Annotated in this window: 16 protein-coding genes; 13 read left to right on the top strand and 3 right to left on the bottom strand. The window is 63.1% G+C overall.

Features of this window, described 5'->3' with window-relative positions; translation table 11 throughout:
• From C0Z18_RS07035 to C0Z18_RS07010, 6 genes are all read left to right on the top strand, one after another.
• Window positions 1–1,104 (top strand): cobalt-precorrin-5B (C(1))-methyltransferase, encoded by a 1,104-nt coding sequence (locus C0Z18_RS07035; protein WP_102644675.1) that lies wholly within the window; start codon window positions 1–3, stop codon window positions 1,102–1,104.
• Window positions 1,101–1,874 carry a cobalt-precorrin-6A reductase gene (locus tag C0Z18_RS07030; protein ID WP_102644674.1) on the top strand — a complete coding sequence of 258 codons (774 nt, stop codon included), beginning with the start codon at window positions 1,101–1,103 and terminating at the stop codon, window positions 1,872–1,874. The genes C0Z18_RS07035 and C0Z18_RS07030 overlap by 4 nt, the downstream gene beginning before the upstream one ends.
• The gene (gene cobM / locus C0Z18_RS07025) at window positions 1,871–2,599 is read left to right on the top strand and encodes a precorrin-4 C(11)-methyltransferase (RefSeq protein WP_102644673.1); all 729 of its coding nucleotides are present in this window, start codon (window positions 1,871–1,873) and stop codon (window positions 2,597–2,599) included. The genes C0Z18_RS07030 and cobM overlap by 4 nt, the downstream gene beginning before the upstream one ends.
• A 194-nt stretch (window positions 2,600–2,793) precedes the next feature.
• Window positions 2,794–3,210 carry a VOC family protein gene (locus C0Z18_RS07020; protein ID WP_102644672.1) on the top strand — a complete coding sequence of 139 codons (417 nt, stop codon included), beginning with the start codon at window positions 2,794–2,796 and terminating at the stop codon, window positions 3,208–3,210.
• Window positions 3,211–3,249: 39 nt separating this feature from the next.
• Window positions 3,250–3,816, top strand: coding sequence for a cupin domain-containing protein (locus C0Z18_RS07015; RefSeq protein ID WP_102644671.1), 567 nt, complete (start codon window positions 3,250–3,252; stop codon window positions 3,814–3,816).
• A 153-nt stretch (window positions 3,817–3,969) separates the two neighbouring features.
• Window positions 3,970–4,350 carry a VOC family protein gene (locus C0Z18_RS07010; protein ID WP_102644816.1) on the top strand — a complete coding sequence of 127 codons (381 nt, stop codon included), beginning with the start codon at window positions 3,970–3,972 and terminating at the stop codon, window positions 4,348–4,350.
• Here C0Z18_RS07010 and C0Z18_RS07005 read toward each other — a convergent pair.
• Entirely contained in the window at window positions 4,347–5,255 is a 909-nt protein-coding gene (locus C0Z18_RS07005) for an AraC family transcriptional regulator (RefSeq protein WP_102644815.1), read from the bottom strand. The two genes, C0Z18_RS07010 and C0Z18_RS07005, sit on opposite strands and share 4 nt — an antisense overlap.
• Window positions 5,256–5,517: 262 nt before the next feature.
• On the opposite strand from C0Z18_RS07005, the gene C0Z18_RS07000 reads away from it, so the two are divergent.
• From C0Z18_RS07000 to C0Z18_RS06990, 3 genes are all read left to right on the top strand, one after another.
• On the top strand, window positions 5,518–8,388 hold the full coding sequence (locus C0Z18_RS07000; protein ID WP_102644670.1) for a winged helix-turn-helix domain-containing protein: 2,871 nt from the start codon (window positions 5,518–5,520) through the stop codon (window positions 8,386–8,388).
• A gap of 213 nt (window positions 8,389–8,601) precedes the next feature.
• Window positions 8,602–9,468 (top strand): alpha/beta fold hydrolase, encoded by an 867-nt coding sequence (locus C0Z18_RS06995; protein ID WP_233217216.1) that lies wholly within the window; start codon window positions 8,602–8,604, stop codon window positions 9,466–9,468.
• A gap of 73 nt (window positions 9,469–9,541) precedes the next feature.
• Entirely contained in the window at window positions 9,542–10,204 is a 663-nt protein-coding gene (locus C0Z18_RS06990; protein ID WP_102644813.1) for a phosphohydrolase, read from the top strand.
• 11 nt (window positions 10,205–10,215) lie between these two features.
• Here C0Z18_RS06990 and C0Z18_RS06985 read toward each other — a convergent pair whose 3' ends face one another.
• Window positions 10,216–10,488 carry a XapX domain-containing protein gene (locus C0Z18_RS06985; protein WP_102644812.1) on the bottom strand — a complete coding sequence of 91 codons (273 nt, stop codon included), beginning with the start codon at window positions 10,486–10,488 and terminating at the stop codon, window positions 10,216–10,218.
• Between the two features lie 282 nt (window positions 10,489–10,770).
• Between C0Z18_RS06985 and C0Z18_RS06980 the strand changes: the two genes are divergently transcribed.
• Entirely contained in the window at window positions 10,771–11,457 is a 687-nt protein-coding gene (locus tag C0Z18_RS06980; protein WP_102644669.1) for a hydrolase, read from the top strand.
• Window positions 11,458–11,525: 68 nt separating this feature from the next.
• Here the strand turns inward: C0Z18_RS06980 and C0Z18_RS06975 are convergent, their stop codons facing one another.
• Window positions 11,526–12,449, bottom strand: a complete 924-nt coding sequence (locus tag C0Z18_RS06975; protein WP_102644668.1) for a LysR family transcriptional regulator — start codon at window positions 12,447–12,449, stop codon at window positions 11,526–11,528.
• A 145-nt stretch (window positions 12,450–12,594) separates the two neighbouring features.
• On the opposite strand from C0Z18_RS06975, the gene C0Z18_RS06970 reads away from it, so the two are divergent.
• The 3 genes from C0Z18_RS06970 to C0Z18_RS06960 all read left to right on the top strand — a co-directional run bounded on the left by C0Z18_RS06970 (window position 12,595) and on the right by C0Z18_RS06960 (window position 15,686).
• On the top strand, window positions 12,595–12,762 hold the full coding sequence (locus C0Z18_RS06970) for a DUF1427 family protein (RefSeq protein WP_102644667.1): 168 nt from the start codon (window positions 12,595–12,597) through the stop codon (window positions 12,760–12,762).
• Between the two features lie 28 nt (window positions 12,763–12,790).
• Window positions 12,791–14,680 carry an amidohydrolase gene (locus C0Z18_RS06965; RefSeq protein ID WP_102644666.1) on the top strand — a complete coding sequence of 630 codons (1,890 nt, stop codon included), beginning with the start codon at window positions 12,791–12,793 and terminating at the stop codon, window positions 14,678–14,680.
• 97 nt (window positions 14,681–14,777) lie between these two features.
• Window positions 14,778–15,686 (top strand): glyoxalase, encoded by a 909-nt coding sequence (locus C0Z18_RS06960; RefSeq protein WP_102644665.1) that lies wholly within the window; start codon window positions 14,778–14,780, stop codon window positions 15,684–15,686.
• Window position 15,687 lies beyond the last annotated feature (1 nt).

Below are 15,687 nucleotides of genomic sequence, written 5' to 3'. Positions count from 1 at the left end.
ATGCGCGACGAGACACCCGAGCAGGCGCGCCCGCTACGCAGCGGTTATACGACGGGCAGTTGCGCGACGGCCACGTCGTTGGCGGCCGCCCGCTTGTTGCTGACGGGTGAATCGAGCGATGTCGCGGAAATCGTCCTGCCGAAAGGGCAGCATGTGCCGATGCCGCTCGTCTTCTGCCGGTTCGTCAACGGGACCGACGGCGCGGCCGGCGCTCAGGCCGGCACGATCAAAGATGCAGGCGACGATCCGGATGTGACGCACGGCGCGCTCGTCTTTGCGCGCGTGGAACTCAGTGCCGCGCCCGGAGTGCGTTTCTATGCCGGGCGAGGGGTGGGAACGGTGACGCGAGCCGGCCTCACGTTGCCCGTCGGCGAGCCCGCGATCAATCCCGTGCCGCGCCGGATGATGCACGATCACTTGACCGCGCTCGCCAACGAACAAGGCTACTCGGGGGGATTCGACGTGACGATCGGCGTCGAAAACGGCGAAGCGTTGGCGCTCAAAACGATGAACCCGAGATTGGGCATCGTCGGCGGTTTGTCGATTCTCGGTACCACCGGCATCGTCCGGCCGTTTTCTTGCTCGGCTTACATCGCATCGATCCACCAAGGCATCGACGTCGCGCGCGCGAACGGCTACAGCCATGTCGTGGCGTGTACCGGCAACGCGAGCGAGGACGCGATGCGTGCGCATTACGCACTGCCGGACATCGCGTTGATCGAAATGGGCGACTTCGTCGGCGCGGTCCTCAAGCATATGCGCCGCGCGCCCGTGGCCAAGCTCAGTCTATGCGGCGGATTCGGCAAATTCAGCAAGCTCGCGGCGGGGCACCTCGATTTACATAGCGCTCACTCGAGTATCGATTTGCCGTTGCTGGCTCAGTGGGCCGCCGAGGCTGGGGCCGGTGAGAGTCTGCAAGCCGAAATCAAAGCGGCCAATACGAGCCAGGAAGCGCTCGCGCTAGCAACGAAGCAAGGTATTGCCCTGGGCGATCTGGTGTGCCGGCATGCCCGCGAAGTGGCGCGGGGCATCGTCCCGCCAGAGGTGGAGGTCGAGGTATTCGCCATCGATCGGCAAGGGCGATTCGTGGGAGTCGCACAGTGACTCGCGTTCTCTTGCTCGGTGGAACCGGCGATGCGCTCAAGCTTGCGCGTCGTCTGACACCTGGCGACGTCTATAGCCTCGCGGGGCTCGGCAAAGTCCCCGATGATCTTCCCTGTCGCGTGCGTGTCGGCGGCTTTGGCGGCAGCGAGGGTCTCGTTCGCTTTCTGCAAGCCGAGGGTATCGAGCTGATCGTCGATGCGACGCATCCGTATGCGGCGCAAATGAGCGCGCATGCGGCAACGGCCGGCCGCATCGCGAAGGTCAGCTGCTGGGCGTTGCGCCGTCCGCCTTGGGAGCCCTGTGTCGGCGACGATTGGCGTGACGCGGACGACTGGGACGCGATGCGTGCCGCGTTGACTGATTTCGCGCGCCCGCTTTTCACGCTGGGGCGCGAGCCGCTCGCGCATTTGGATGAAATCCCCGCCCATCAACGCTGGACGATTCGCTGTCTCGACCCTCATCCGGGCACCGATCGAGCGCGCATCATCGCCGCGCGCGGGCCGTTCACTATCGAGGGAGAGCGGGCGCTATTTGACGAAAACCGGTTCGATGTCGTCGTCAGCAAGAACAGCGGGGGCGCCGCGACGGAGGCGAAGTTGGACGTCGCGCGCGAACGCGGCTTGCCCGTGATCATGCTGCGGCGGCCGAGCCTGCCCGATGTCGATCGTGCCTTTGACACGACGGACGCGTTGTTGGGCGCGCTCGACGCATTGCGCGTGGAAAACGATACTCGTATGATCCGGGCCGCCACATGTCGGAGTCAATCATGACGGTCTATTTTATTGGTGCTGGTCCGGGCGATCCCGAGCTCGTCACGGTGAAAGGGCAGCGCTTGATTCGCGCGTGTCCGGTGATTCTCTACGCGGGCTCGTTGGTCCCGCCGGAGGTATTGGCCGGCAACTCGGCCGAGTTGGTGGTGAACACCGCCGATCTCGACCTCGACGCGATCGTTGCATTGCTTGCGCACGCGCATGCGAAGGGGCAAGACGTGGCGCGCGTCCATTCGGGCGACCCGTCGTTGTACGGCGCGATCGGCGAGCAGATTCGCCGCATCCGAGGCCTGGGCATCCCTTACGAGATCGTACCGGGCGTGACCGCAACGGCCGCTTGCGCGGCAACGCTGGGTTGCGAACTCACGCTGCCGGGCGTTTCGCAGACGGTCATCCTCACGCGTTACGCGACCAAAACCTCGATGCCCGCCGGCGAACAGTTCGGCGACCTGGCGCGTCACGGCGCAACGATGGCGATCCATCTTGGCGTCCGGCATCTGGCCCGTATCGTCGATGAGTTGCGGCCGCACTATCGCGACGATTGTCCGATCGCGGTCGTCTACCGGGCGAGCTGGCCCGATGAAGAGCGGGTGGTGGGTACGCTCGCGGATATCGTCGAGAAGGTCGCGCAAACCGATATCGAGCGCACCGCGTTGATCCTGGTCGGGCATGTACTCGCCGCCGAACAGTTCGCGGAATCGACGTTGTACGCACCGAATCCTTAATCGTTATTCGTTCGGGCCGAACGCTTCGCCTGCAGGCTGCAGGTTTGCGGCGCGCTCGATCGGTTTCACGTCCATGTGCGGACTTTCATCAGTGGTTTCGGGTAGTCGGCGTACTATACCGGGCGCGGGCGAAACGAGCCTCGCGCCGCGGCCAAAAGATCGAAGCACAACGAATTCAACCCGGAGACAGGACCATGCCAAGACAGATATTCATCAACTTGCCGGTTAGTGATGTTGCCAAGGCTACCGCGTTCTACACCGCGATCGGGGCGGGCAAGAATCCACAGTTCAGCGACGAGACGAGTTCCTGTATGGTCTTCTCCGATACGATCTTCGTCATGCTGATGACACACGCCAAATGGGCGCATTTCACGAGCAAACCGATCGTCGATTCGCGGCGCGAAAGCGAGGTGATGCTGGCACTCAGCGCGGACGACCGTGAAAGCGTGGATCGTATGACCGATACCGCCGGGGCGAACGGCGGCAAGGCGGATGTCAACGCGAAGCAGGATCTCGGTTTCATGTACGGCCGCAGCTTCGAAGATCCCGATGGGCATATCTGGGAAGTGATGTTCGTCGATATGTCTCAGGTGCCCGCGAATCCGTCTTGACGACGGACTCGTTTTGCCTGGCTAAGAGGAGCGATAACGATGAATGCCGATCAGCACGATAAGCAACGCTTGATCGACCGCTTTCAGTTGGTGCCGCATCCCGAGGGCGGACATTATCGCGAGACGCATCGCGATGCGCAGCGCGTTTCCCGAGTGCCTGGGACCGGTGCATCTGAGGGCGCGGGTGCCGACGCCGACGCGTCGCTTGCGGCGTCGACATGCATTTACTACATGCTCTGCGATGGCGCTTATTCGGCATGGCATCGAATCCGCTCCGACGAAATCTGGCATTTCTATGCAGGCGATCCCATCGATGTGCATGTGATCGACCGCGACGGACGTCTGCGCACGCATCGGCTCGGCAATGCGCTCACCGACGACGGTGCCGCCTTCCAGGTGATCGTGCCGGCTGGGTGCTGGTTCGCGGCGCAATGCGCGCAGCTTCCCGATCAGGCAACCGCTGCCGGTTTCGCGTTGGCGGGTTGTACGGTCGCGCCGGGTTTCGAATTCCGCGATTTCGAACTGGCGGATGTGGACGCGCTTGCGGCGCAATATCCGGACCACGCGCCGCTGTTGCGACGGTTGGCGCCGCGCGCCCGGATTTAGGCTTCGCTCGCGATTTTTGACGAATCGAATTGCACAGCCAACAAACCCCACTGGAAGAGAAAACACGCACGAAGATCGCAATTTTTGCAAAGTCTCTTTATCCGCTTCGACCGGACAATGATGGCCGGCTCAACAACGAAGCAGGAGACAAAGATGCTCGACCATGTATCGATCGGCGTGCGCGATATCGCAAAGACGAAGGCGTTTTACGACAGTGTCCTCGAAGCGCTAGGCTATCGCTGCCTACACGCGGGAGAGGGTTCATTAGGCTATGGTGCGCAGTCCGTTCAACTTTGGATTTCCGCCTCCGACCACCCGGTCGCCCCCGACATGCGGTCGGGCCTGCATTTTTGCTTTGCCGCGCCGACACGCTCCGCGGTGGATGCTTTTCATGCCAAGGCATTGGCTACGGGTGGCAAAGACAATGGCGCGCCGGGACCGAGAGCGGACTACGGGCCCGATTATTACGCCTCGTTTGTCATCGATCCGGACGGATATCGGCTGGAGGCCTATTGTTCGAACGCCGAGCGTTAGCGCCTCGCGGGGCGGCGCCAGGCGCCTGGCGTCGTCCCCAGCGTTTTCTGAAAGACCCGGTTCATATGGCTTTGATCGGCGAACCCGCACATGACGGCAATATTGGACAAAGCGAGCGCACTACGCTCGATGAGCTCGCGCGCCCGATGCACGCGCTGTTCGAGCAGCCATTGATGAGGAGTACGGCCGGTGGTGCGGGCAAACGCTCGGATGAAATGAGCACGCGACACGTTACATTCGCGCGCGACATCCGCAAGCGTTAGACCCTCGCGCGGCCGCGACAGAAGCATCTCCTTCGCTCGAGCCTCCTGAGCCGCGGTCAGCGCGCCTTTGATGCCGGCCTCGCGATGAGGCGCGTTGCCGTATTGCCGCGCGAGGTGGATACCGATCGTCAGGCCCATCTGTTCGACGAACAGCGCGTCGAGCTTGCCGGGCCCCTCGGCGTTCGCGGCCAAGGCTGCCGCCAAATGCCCAAGCACGGGATCTCGTCGATTCGACTCGCCCGTTAGACCGGCGATGCGCGGAAGGTCGTGCTCATCGGCCAAGCGATCGAGAAATGCGCGCGGCATTTCGGCCAGGATAAAGTCGAAGCGACCGTACAGATCCGCTCGATAGCTTTCCGAGAAGTCGCGAACATAAATCGAGTGCGTCTCGAAGTACCGATCTTCGACGTGGGGCCCGCGAAAAATTCTTCGTCGATGCCCGCCATTGAGCGAAACGCCGATCAAAAATCCGCGCTCGCATCCCGGCATCTCCACCCGATCGAGTTGCTCCTCGTCCATGCACTTGCGATAGAACGTGAATTCCGTGTGGGCTATTTCCACGTTCTTGCGTAGCTTGCTGAACGCGCAACCGAGATCGTCGCGGCACGCCGGCAATCGATTGGCGGTATCGGCGGATTGCATGCAATTGAGGACCGTGAGATTAACGTTCAATCGGTTATACCTTCGATCGATGAAAGCCACAACCACCGCATGTAGAGGCGGTCGGCTTGCCGTATCGGCATCGAGTGTCCGCGCGATATCCCATGTTTGCGCACCGCGAGCATTTTCGTCCAATACACCGGGTTACGCGCCGCTTACACTTGGCGAACTCAATCCTTCGCTGGCGGCGAGTCTCGTTCGTAGCGCGGCTGCAACCCACTGCCCACAGTCCCAGGAGACGGCCATGGTCGAGATCGGCACCCTGCTCGTGAACTTCGAGCATCGGGAAATTCGACGAAACGGCACGGCGTTGCGTGTGAGCGCGCGCGCCTTCGACATTTTGGAAGTCCTCTTTCGCGCCAAAGGCTCGATCGTGTCGAAGGACGACATCATCGAAACGGTCTGGCCCGGTCAGATCGTCGAGGAAAACCGCTTGCAGGTCCATATCGCCGCGTTGCGCAAGGTCCTCGATGCGGACCGCGAACTCATCAAGACCGTCAACGGGCGCGGCTACATGCTCGTGCCATGTGCGTCGCGTGTTGCAAACGCGCCGGCCGCCGCGCGGCGTCTGCCCGCCGACACGCCACTGGTCGGTCGCGAGCGGGAACTCGCGAGCATCGTCGACCAACTGAGCCGTGCGGCGGTCGTGACGCTCGTCGGCGCCGGCGGAATCGGCAAGACGGCGCTAGCCGTGCGTGTCGCCCACGCGTTGAGCGAGGAACGTGCCGGCGCCGTCCATTTTGTCGAATTGGCATTGGCGGATTCGAGCGAGGCCGTTCTCGCCACGCTTGCACTTGCATTGCAGGCGGATTTGCCGCGGACGACGCGCGACGTGGGTACGCTTACCGCGGCTTTGAGTGCCGAGCGCACCCTGTTGGTGCTCGATAACGCGGAGCATGTGATCGATGCCGTGGCCGAGATCGTGGAGACGCTCATGGCGAATGCCGCCGACCTGCGCATTCTCGTGACGAGCCGCGAGCCGTTGTCGATTCGGGCCGAAACCGTTTTCCGCGTCGATCCGCTTTCGATACCTCCGGCTGACGCCGCGGTGCAAACCTTGCCGCAACACGGTGCGGTCGAATTGTTTCTACGACGCGCACGCGCCATCGCACCCGGTTGCGCCTGCGATGAGACGAGCATTCGGCTCGTCGCCGACATTTGCCGCCGGCTGGAGGGACTTCCGCTCGCGATCGAACTTGCCGCGGCGCGGGTGGCGGCGCTGGGCGTGGACGGTGTAGCGGCCCGCCTCGACGATCGCCTCGATCTGCTCAGCGGCGGCATGCGATCCGCGCTGCCGCGGCATCAAACCTTGCGCGCGACGTTCGATTGGAGCTATGCGCTTCTCGATGCCGACTCGCGCACGTTGTTCCGCTGCCTAGCGTTCTTCGCGGGCAGCTTTACCTTCGAGGCGGTCTGTGCGGTGGCGGCCGAGCCGAATATCCCGGTCGCCACGACGATTGCGTCGCTGGAGGAATTAGCGGCGAAATCGTTGCTGACGGTGCAATTTCGCGGCGCCATCGCGCTATATCGGCTGACCGAGTCCACGCGCGCCTATGCGATGGAAAAGTTGCGCAACGAGGGCGAAGTCAAACGCGTCGCGCGCAATCACATGCGCTATCTGCAACGCCATATCGAGGATCATTCGGCGCTTGCGCCGCGCCGCACGCCCGCGCCGCCGCTCGCGCATCAAACGTTGGACGATGCGCGCAGCGCATGGGATTGGGCGTTTTCCGACGAGGGCGATCCCGCGCTGGGCGTTGCGTTGGCCGGCTCGCTCGTCGGCACGCTGCTCGACGCGTCGCTCGTCTATGAATGCCGCGTGCGGGCCGAGCGGGCCCTCGCCACGCTCGATACGTTACCTGACACGGCGGTCGACGCGCTCTGCGAGATGCGCCTATGCGCCGCTTACGCCGCATCGCTGCTATTGACCGGCGGATCGGCCGAGAAAGCGAGCGCCCTGTGGCGGCGTGTACTCGCGCGCGCCGAATCGTCGGCGGACGAGACCTTCGCGGCGCGCGCCCTCTGGGGACTTTGGAATGCGGCGATGATGAGCGGCGATATTCATTCGGCGCTGCGCTACGCGACCCGTCTCGAGGCACACGCCGAGCGACGTGAAACGCCATGGCAGCAGCTTTGCGCAAGCGCGACGCTCGCCGCATCGCTGCACTGCTTCGGCGAACAGGCACAGGCACGCGAGCGGCTCGAGCGCACGCTCGCCGCGCTCGATGCGTTCGGGATTCCCGATGCCGAAGAGAGAAGCCTCGCCGTCGACCCCCGCATCTTCGGTACCGGCACGCTCGCGCGGATTGCGTGGATGCAAGGGGACGCGGCGCTTGCCTTGCGGTTGGTCGAACGTGCGATCAACTATGTGCGCGCGGATATGCTCGAGCCGTCTTTATGCCACCTATTGGCGGCCGTCGCCGTTCCGATCGAGTTGGCTTGCGGCGAGTTGGAGGCCGCGTCGCGCCATCTTGCACTGCTTCGGTCGCAAACGGCGCTCAATCGGTTCGACGGTTGGCAGGACTACGGCGAATGTCTTGCCGGCCAGTTGGACTTGCTGAGCGGGCGCGCCGAGGCCGGCCTGCTTCGTCTCGAAGCCGCGTTGTCGCGGCTCGCATCGCAGGGATTCGGCCGGCTGACGGCGCCACTAATAGGCGCCTACGCGCAAGCGCTGATCGAACATGGGCGCATCGACGAGGCGCAGACCGTACTCGATCAAGCGCGGCGTCGCGGCACCGCCCAAGGCGACCACAATTTCGCCGCCGAGTTGCTGCGAGTACGCGGACTGCTGGAGTTGGCACGCGCCGTCGGACACGGCGTGCTGCCGCGGCAAACAGGTGCACCCGCGCTGGAGAGCGCGCACCGATACCTGCACGATGCGATGGCGTTGGCGCGCGAACAAAGCGCTCCGCTGTTCGAGTTGCGGGCGGCACTGGATCTGAGCGCATCGTTCGTGCGAGCGGGAGAGGCGGCGCAGGCGTTGGCGATCCTGGAACCGTTGGCCGCCTTCGTCGATCGTTTCGGGCCACGGACTCGGCTACCCGAGCTCCGGCGGTTCGAGGAACTACTGCGGGCCGCCGGCATGACGCGGACCTCTCCGGCCGATCGGAGTTGATTGCTCGGCCAAGATTGCGTTCCGTTCAGAACTCTTCAGGTTTTCGATGGGACTTCCGCGTAGATCGGCCTCTACCATGCGAGCGCGCGTTCCGTTGTCGTGGCACGCGCCGTGACCGGTTCGCGGCTTTCGCAACGCCGGCGCGCACATCGTCAAGATCAAGTGAAAGCCGCTCGCCCGGCCCATCCGCGGCGACGTATCGACGGAGAAAGTATGAGCACAGAGCACAGCAGCACGTTTCCCCTCTCGGCCGCGCGCGGCGGCTTTGCCCAGGCTAAGGACGGCACGCCGATCTACTACAAGGATTGGGGCGCCGGCACGCCGGTCGTGTTTTCGCACGGCTGGCCGTTGTCCGCCGATGCCTGGGACCCACAAATGCTATTCCTCGCGAGTCAGGGTTACCGCGTCATCGCTCACGATCGTCGGGGCCACGGCCGTTCCGGCCAACCGTCGCAGGGCAACGACATGGACACCTATGCCGATGACCTCGCCACCGTGCTCGATGCGCTCGACGTCAAGGGCGCGATGCTCGTCGGCCATTCGACCGGCGGGGGCGAGGTGGCGCATTACATCGGGCGTCATGGCGAAGCGCGGGTCGCCAAGGCCGTCCTGATCGGCGCGGTGCCGCCGCAAATGGTGAAATCGGCCACCAATCCGAACGGACTCGAGATGCCGGTGTTCGACGCCATCCGCGCGGGCGTGGCGGCAAACCGCTCGCAGTTCTATCTCGATCTCGCCGTACCGTTCTTCGGCTTCAATCGACCGAATGCGAAGGTGTCTCAAGGGTTGATTCAAGACTTTTGGCGTCAAGGGATGGCCGGCTCGATCAAAGGCCAATACGAATGCGTCAAACAGTTCTCGGAGGTGGACTACACTGACGACCTGAAAAAGATCGCCGTGCCCACGCTAATCCTGCACGGGGACGACGATCAAATCGTGCCGATCGACGATTCCGCCAAACTCTCGGCGAAGATCGTGAAGAACGCGACGCTGAAAGTCTATGCCGGTGCGCCGCACGGTCTGTGCAGCACCCATGTCGAGCAGGTCAATGCCGATCTGCTCTCGTTCTTGAAGGCCTGAGCGCCGGCCTCGCACGCGGGTGCGAAAACGAATACAGATGTCGCGCCCGCCGATCTCGAATAGGGAGACATTCATGCGCACATCGTCCTTCTCGACGGCGGACGAAGTGGTAGGCGTGCGCATTCCGCGCACGCCGGTGGCCACGGCCGCCGCATCCCACGCGCGTGCCGCGCTGCCGATCGCCTTGCTCGGACATGCGTGCCGAGTGTTCGTCTTCGCTATGTTGAACGCCCAACGCATGGCGGACGCCTGCGACGCCGATCTGCTCTACGTGTGCGCCATGTATGCGAACTTCGGCTTGACCCAGGCGTGTGCGGGCTCGATGGCGCGCTACGAAGTGGACGGCGCGGACGCGGCCCGCGCTCATCTCGATCGACATGGCGTTGGCCTGCGCGAACAAGACGAAGCGTGGCTCGCCATCGCACTGCATATGACGCCCGGTATCGCATCGCGTGCCTCGCCGCTGGCCAATGCGCTTGCCGCCGCCACGCTGACGGATTTAACCGCCGCCCATCTAGAGACCTACACGCACAAGCAGCGCCTGGGCGTGTTGGCCGCATATCCGAGGGGACCGCGGTTTGCGGACGAATTCATCGCTGCCATGGGCCGCGGCATGGCGCATCGGCCGGATACCGCGTTCGGAACCGTCGGGGCCGACGTGCTCGACAGAGTCGATCCCAACTATCTCCGCTTGAACTTCTGCGGGCAGCTATTGGGCTCGCCCTGGGAAGAATAGGGCGAGCGAGGTCAAACCCTACGCCGCTCGCTCGAGGCATTGGGCGCTTCCGAACTAGGCAGCGCGCCGAATATATGTCTGCTGCATTTCGCCTCGCGCCAAGCGGCGCCGGGCTTCAAACCCGCCCACATCCGTCCGGCGAGAGGAATGATCTGCTCGCCGGCCAGCATACCCAACAGGCCCACCAGCGCGACGGCCGGCGGCGCCGGCGTTTGCACGCCGATCGCGTAGTACACGACGCCGGCAAGCACGCCGGCCAGCAAGGAAAGAATGTACGGCTTCATGATGGTTCTCGTTGACGAAAGATCGGCATGCGCAATCGACGCTAATACGAGTGCCAAGCGTATCGGCTTTTTCGATCACGGAGAAGGGCATTCAGATTAATTAAGGCTGAAAATCCTGAATCAGATTAATTCCGTTTTTTTCATTGTTCATCGAGCGAATTTGCGTGTCAAATGCTTACGGCTGGTGAGCAATCAATTCGCCGCCGCGACGCAAATCGCACAGCAACCGGTCACGCCGCGTAGGCGGGCTGCCTATTTCCCGAATCGAAGGACACTCGCGACATGAGCAACGTCAAGCTCGAAGTACTGACTCCGCAGAACAGCCAGTTGATCATCATCGATCAGCAACCTCAGATGGCGTTCGGCGTTCAATCGATCGACCGGCAGGCGCTGAAGAACAATGTAGTCGGGCTCGCCAAGGCGGCCAAGGTATTCGGCATTCCCACGACGATCACGACGGTCGAATCGGAAAGCTTCTCCGGTTTCACCTATCCGGAATTGCTCGATGTGTTCCCGAACCAAAAGGTTCTGGAGCGTACTTCGATGAATTCTTGGGACGATCAAAAGGTGCGCGACGCGCTCGCCGCCAACCGCCGCAAGAAGGTTGTCGTGGCGGGGCTCTGGACCGAGGTCTGCAATACGACCTTTGCCCTGTGCGCCATGCTCGAAGGCGAGTACGAGATCTATATGGTGGCCGACGCGTCGGGCGGTACCTCGAAGGATGCTCATGATTTCGCGATGCAGCGCATGGTGCAGGCAGGCGTCGTGCCCGTCACATGGCAACAAGTCATGCTCGAGTGGCAACGCGATTGGGCCCGCCGCGAGACGTACGACGCGGTGATGGCGATCGCGAAGGAGCATTCCGGCGCGTACGGCATGGGGATCGACTACGCCTATACGATGGTCCACAAGGCTTCGCAGCGCACGGCGACGCCGCACGAAGCACTTCCGGCCATCGCGGCGCGTTGATCGGGCAGGCGCCCGCTCGTCGGGGCCGGGGGGCCGAGCGTGCGCGGGCGGCGCCGCCGGTTGCGCGCCTACGCCTCGACGAGCGCCCACGGCGCGTGCGCCAGGTGCTCGACGAGGAATTCGATCAAGGCGGTGACGCGAGCGGTGCGCAGCATGCCCGGTGGCGTGATCAGATTCACGCTGATGTCCGCAATTTTCCAATCGCACATGACGTGCTCGAGCTCGCCGCGTTGCAGTGCGTCCCAGACGAGGTACTCCGGTTGCAGCGCAAGACCTTGGCCCGCGAGCAGCGCGGGGAGAAATACCTCCGCGTTATTGGCGCGAATGCGTCCATGTACCGGCACGGCGTATTCCTGTGCGGACGTCGTATGGCGGAAGCGCCAGTGCTCGGGCGTGGGCGAGTTGGTGTAGATGAAGCTCCTATGCCGTCCCAGATCGCTCGGGTGCGTGGGGCGGCCATGTTTGGCGAGATAAGCGGGCGATGCGACGAGCGGGCGGCGGATCGTGCAAAGCTGCCGCGCGCGCAGCGACGAATCCGTCAGATCCGCCACGCGTATCGCGAGGTCATAGCCGCCGGAGACGATGTCCACGAGTTGGTCGGTCAGCGAGAGGTCGATATCGACATTGGGATAGCGCTCGAAAAACGCGGGGAGCAAGGGGGCGAGATAGCGCAGGCCGAAGGACATCGGCGCATTCATTCGCACGAGGCCGTCAGGCTCCAACGCTAGGGCGGAGGCTTCGGATTCGAACGCCTCCGCATCGGCGAGCAATTGAAGCGCGCGTTCGCGCAGCGATTCGCCGGTGGGCGTGAGCGAAAGGCTACGCGTCGTGCGGTAAAGCAACATGGTGCCGAGCCGCCGCTCGAGGCGAGCAAGGGCTTTCGACACCGTCGGTTGCGAAATCCCGAGCAACTCGGCGGCTTTGGCGAAAGAACCCGTTTCGGCGACGCGTATGAAGATCGCCCAGGCCTCTAAGTCAGGAACGTTTTGCATGTGGCAGTGGCATGGCGCCTATTCGGTGGTCCGGTTCGCCCGATATTCAAATGGACTGAGCAATGAGTTGGCAAGACCGTTGCAATACGCGCGAACGGACCAACGGGCGTGACGAAATTTTCGAAACCGTAAGAGAGTTGACCGTATGGAATCTTACCTTGTGTCCTTGGGCGCCGGTGCCCTGATCGGCGTGATCTATAGCGCGATCAAGGTGCGCTCGCCGGCGCCGCCGCTGATTGCCCTGGTCGGTTTGCTGGGCATGTCGCTCGGCGCGCAGGCATTTCCCACCCTCCGGCCGCTGTTGGGCATCTAGTCGTAGTTCGCAAAGCGAGGCAATGTAAATGAGCACTAGCAGCAACCACCCCGAACTAATTCTGCACAACGCACGCATTACGACGCTAGACCGGTCGAACCCTTCCGCGAGCGCGGTAGCGATTGCCGACGGGCGTTTTATCGCTGTCGGCGCCGATGCGCAGGTGATGCCGCTCGCAACGAGCCGAACGAAGGTGATCGACCTCGGCGGCCGTCCACTGTTGCCGGGGCTCATCGACAACCACCTGCATTTGATTCGCGGCGGATTGAATTACAACATGGAGCTGCGCTGGGACGGCGTCCCTTCGCTCGCGGCGGCCATGGAAATGCTCAAGCAGCAAGTCGCGATCACCCCCGCGCCGCAATGGGTGCGGGTGGTGGGCGGCTTTACCGAGCATCAATTCGCGGAAAAACGGCTGCCCACGATCGAAGAGATCAACGCGATCGCCCCGGACACCCCCGTCTTTATCCTCCATCTGTACGATCGCGCGCTGCTGAACGCGGCCGCGTTGCGTGTCGTGGGCTACACGAAGGATACGCCCGAGCCCCCGGGAGGCGTGATCGCACGTGACGCCGCGGGCAATCCGACGGGGTTGTTGCTCGCCAACCCCAATGCGGCGATTCTTTACGCCACGCTGGCCAAGGGACCCAAGCTGCCGTTCGAATATCAATACAATTCGACACGCCATTTCATGCGCGAACTCAATCGCCTCGGGGTCACGGGCGCGATCGATGCCGGCGGCGGCTCGCAAAACTACCCCGACGACTACGAAGTCATTCGCAAGTTGCACGACGCGGGCGAGATGACCGTTCGTATCGCCTATAACCTGTTCACGCAAAAGCCGAACGACGAGAAGGAAGACTTCGTCAACTGGACCCGCACGGTCAAATACCACGACGGCACCGATTACTTCCGCCACAACGGCGCCGGCGAGATGCTGGTCTTTTCCGCGGCCGATTTCGAGGATTTCCGTGTCGCGCGCCCCGAACTCGCGCCAGGCATGGAGGACGAACTCGAAGGCGTCGTGCGCGTGCTCGCGCAGAACCGCTGGCCTTGGCGGCTGCACGCAACGTACGACGAAACGATCAGCCGCGCATTGGACGTTTTCGAAAAAGTCGACAAAGACATCCCGCTCGCGGGCATCAACTGGTTTTTCGATCACGCGGAGACCGTCTCCGAGCGTTCGATGGATCGCATCGCCGCCCTTGGCGGCGGCATCGCGGTTCAGCACCGGATGGCTTACCAGGGCGAATACTTCGTCGAACGTTACGGTGAAAAGGCCGCGCAAGCCACACCGCCTGTCGCGACGATGCTGGCAAAAGGGCTGAAGGTGTCCGCGGGCACCGATGCCACGCGCGTCGCATCGTACAACCCGTGGGTCTCGCTTGCGTGGCTCGTCACGGGTATGACCGTCGGCGGGTTGCGGCTTTATCCGCGGCGCAATTTGCTCGACCGTGAGACGGCGCTGCGCATGTGGACGGAATACGTTACGTGGTTTTCGAACGAGGAAGGCAGGAAAGGGCGCATCTCGGTGGGCCAACTCGCCGATGCGATCGTCCCGGATCGCGACTACTTCGCGTGCGCCGAGAATGAAATCGCAGCCACGACGGCCTTGCTGACGGTCGTCGGCGGCAAGATCGTCTGGGGTGCCGGCCCGTTCTCGCAATTCGACACACCGATTCCCCCCGCGATGCCCGATTGGTCGCCGGTACGTCAATACGGCGGCTACGCCGGATGGGGCGCGCAGCGAAGCGAAGGCGCTCCGTTGCAACGTGCCGCCGCGGCCGCCGCCTGCGGTTGCGCGAGCGCTTGTGGATTGCACGGCCATGCGCATGCGCAGGCGTGGGGCAGTGCAGTGCCGGCTTCGGACCCGAAGAGTTTCTGGGGCGCCTTCGGTTGCTCGTGCTGGGCGGTTTGATATTTCCCCGATCGCGACCGGTCGCGGCAGCAGCGCTGCGCGCGATCGGGTTTGCCGATACGCAGTCACCCACTAATAATGCAAGGAAAAACCTCCGATGAAACTCATTCGGTATGCCCTGGCGGCATTGATGATCGCGGGCGAACTCGTCGCCGCGCCCGCTGCGTTTGCCAAGACGGCATCGCAGTCTCCCGTTTCCTTCGCGGTGGGTCCGCAATACGACACGACGCACGTCTACGTGGACCCGGAGGCATTCGACCGATTCACGGATAGCTTCGTCGCGACGTTTGGCGGCACCAAATCGCAGCAGGGCGTGTTTCAGGTCACGCCGACGCCGAGCCAGACGATATCGCAGCTCGTTTTCACGCCGTCCGGCACGATCTCCGTGTTCGGGTTCAAGACGCCGATCCCGTATCCGTTCGGCGCGGAGCGCACGGGCTACCTCGTGACCGATATGGATGCGGCGATTGCGTCGGCGCGCGCGCACGGTGCCGACGTCGTCGTCGACCCCTTCCCGGATCCGATCGGCCGCGATGCGATCGTCTCGTGGCCCGGCGGTCTGCATATGCAGTTGTATTGGCATACGCAGGCACCGCACTACGATCCGTTGCAGACCGTTCCGGAAAACCGGGTCTATGTATCGACTCAAAGCGCGGACAAGTTGATCCGAGAATTCATTGCTTTCTCGCATGGGAAGGTCGTGTCCGACGTATCGCGCGCTCCCGGTATCGAGATCGGGCAGCCAAACGAGACCTATCGCCGGGTACGCATCGAATCCGGATTTGGAAAGATGACCGTGATCGTCTCCGACGGTCATTTGCCGTACCCGTTCGGACGCGAATTGACGGGTTACGAAGTGCCGAATCTCGCGGCGACCTTGGGACGGGCTCAGGCAGCCGGCGTGACCGTGCTCGTGCCGCCGTTCGAGTCGGACGGGCGCGATGCGGCGATCGTACAGTTCCCCGGCGGCTACATCGCCGAGATTCACGACAGCGTAGCGAAGTGAG

It is taken from the genome of Trinickia dabaoshanensis, from assembly GCF_002879885.1.
GTDB classification, from domain to species: domain Bacteria; phylum Pseudomonadota; class Gammaproteobacteria; order Burkholderiales; family Burkholderiaceae; genus Trinickia; species Trinickia dabaoshanensis.
This window is presented reverse-complemented; position numbering and strand designations above follow the sequence as displayed.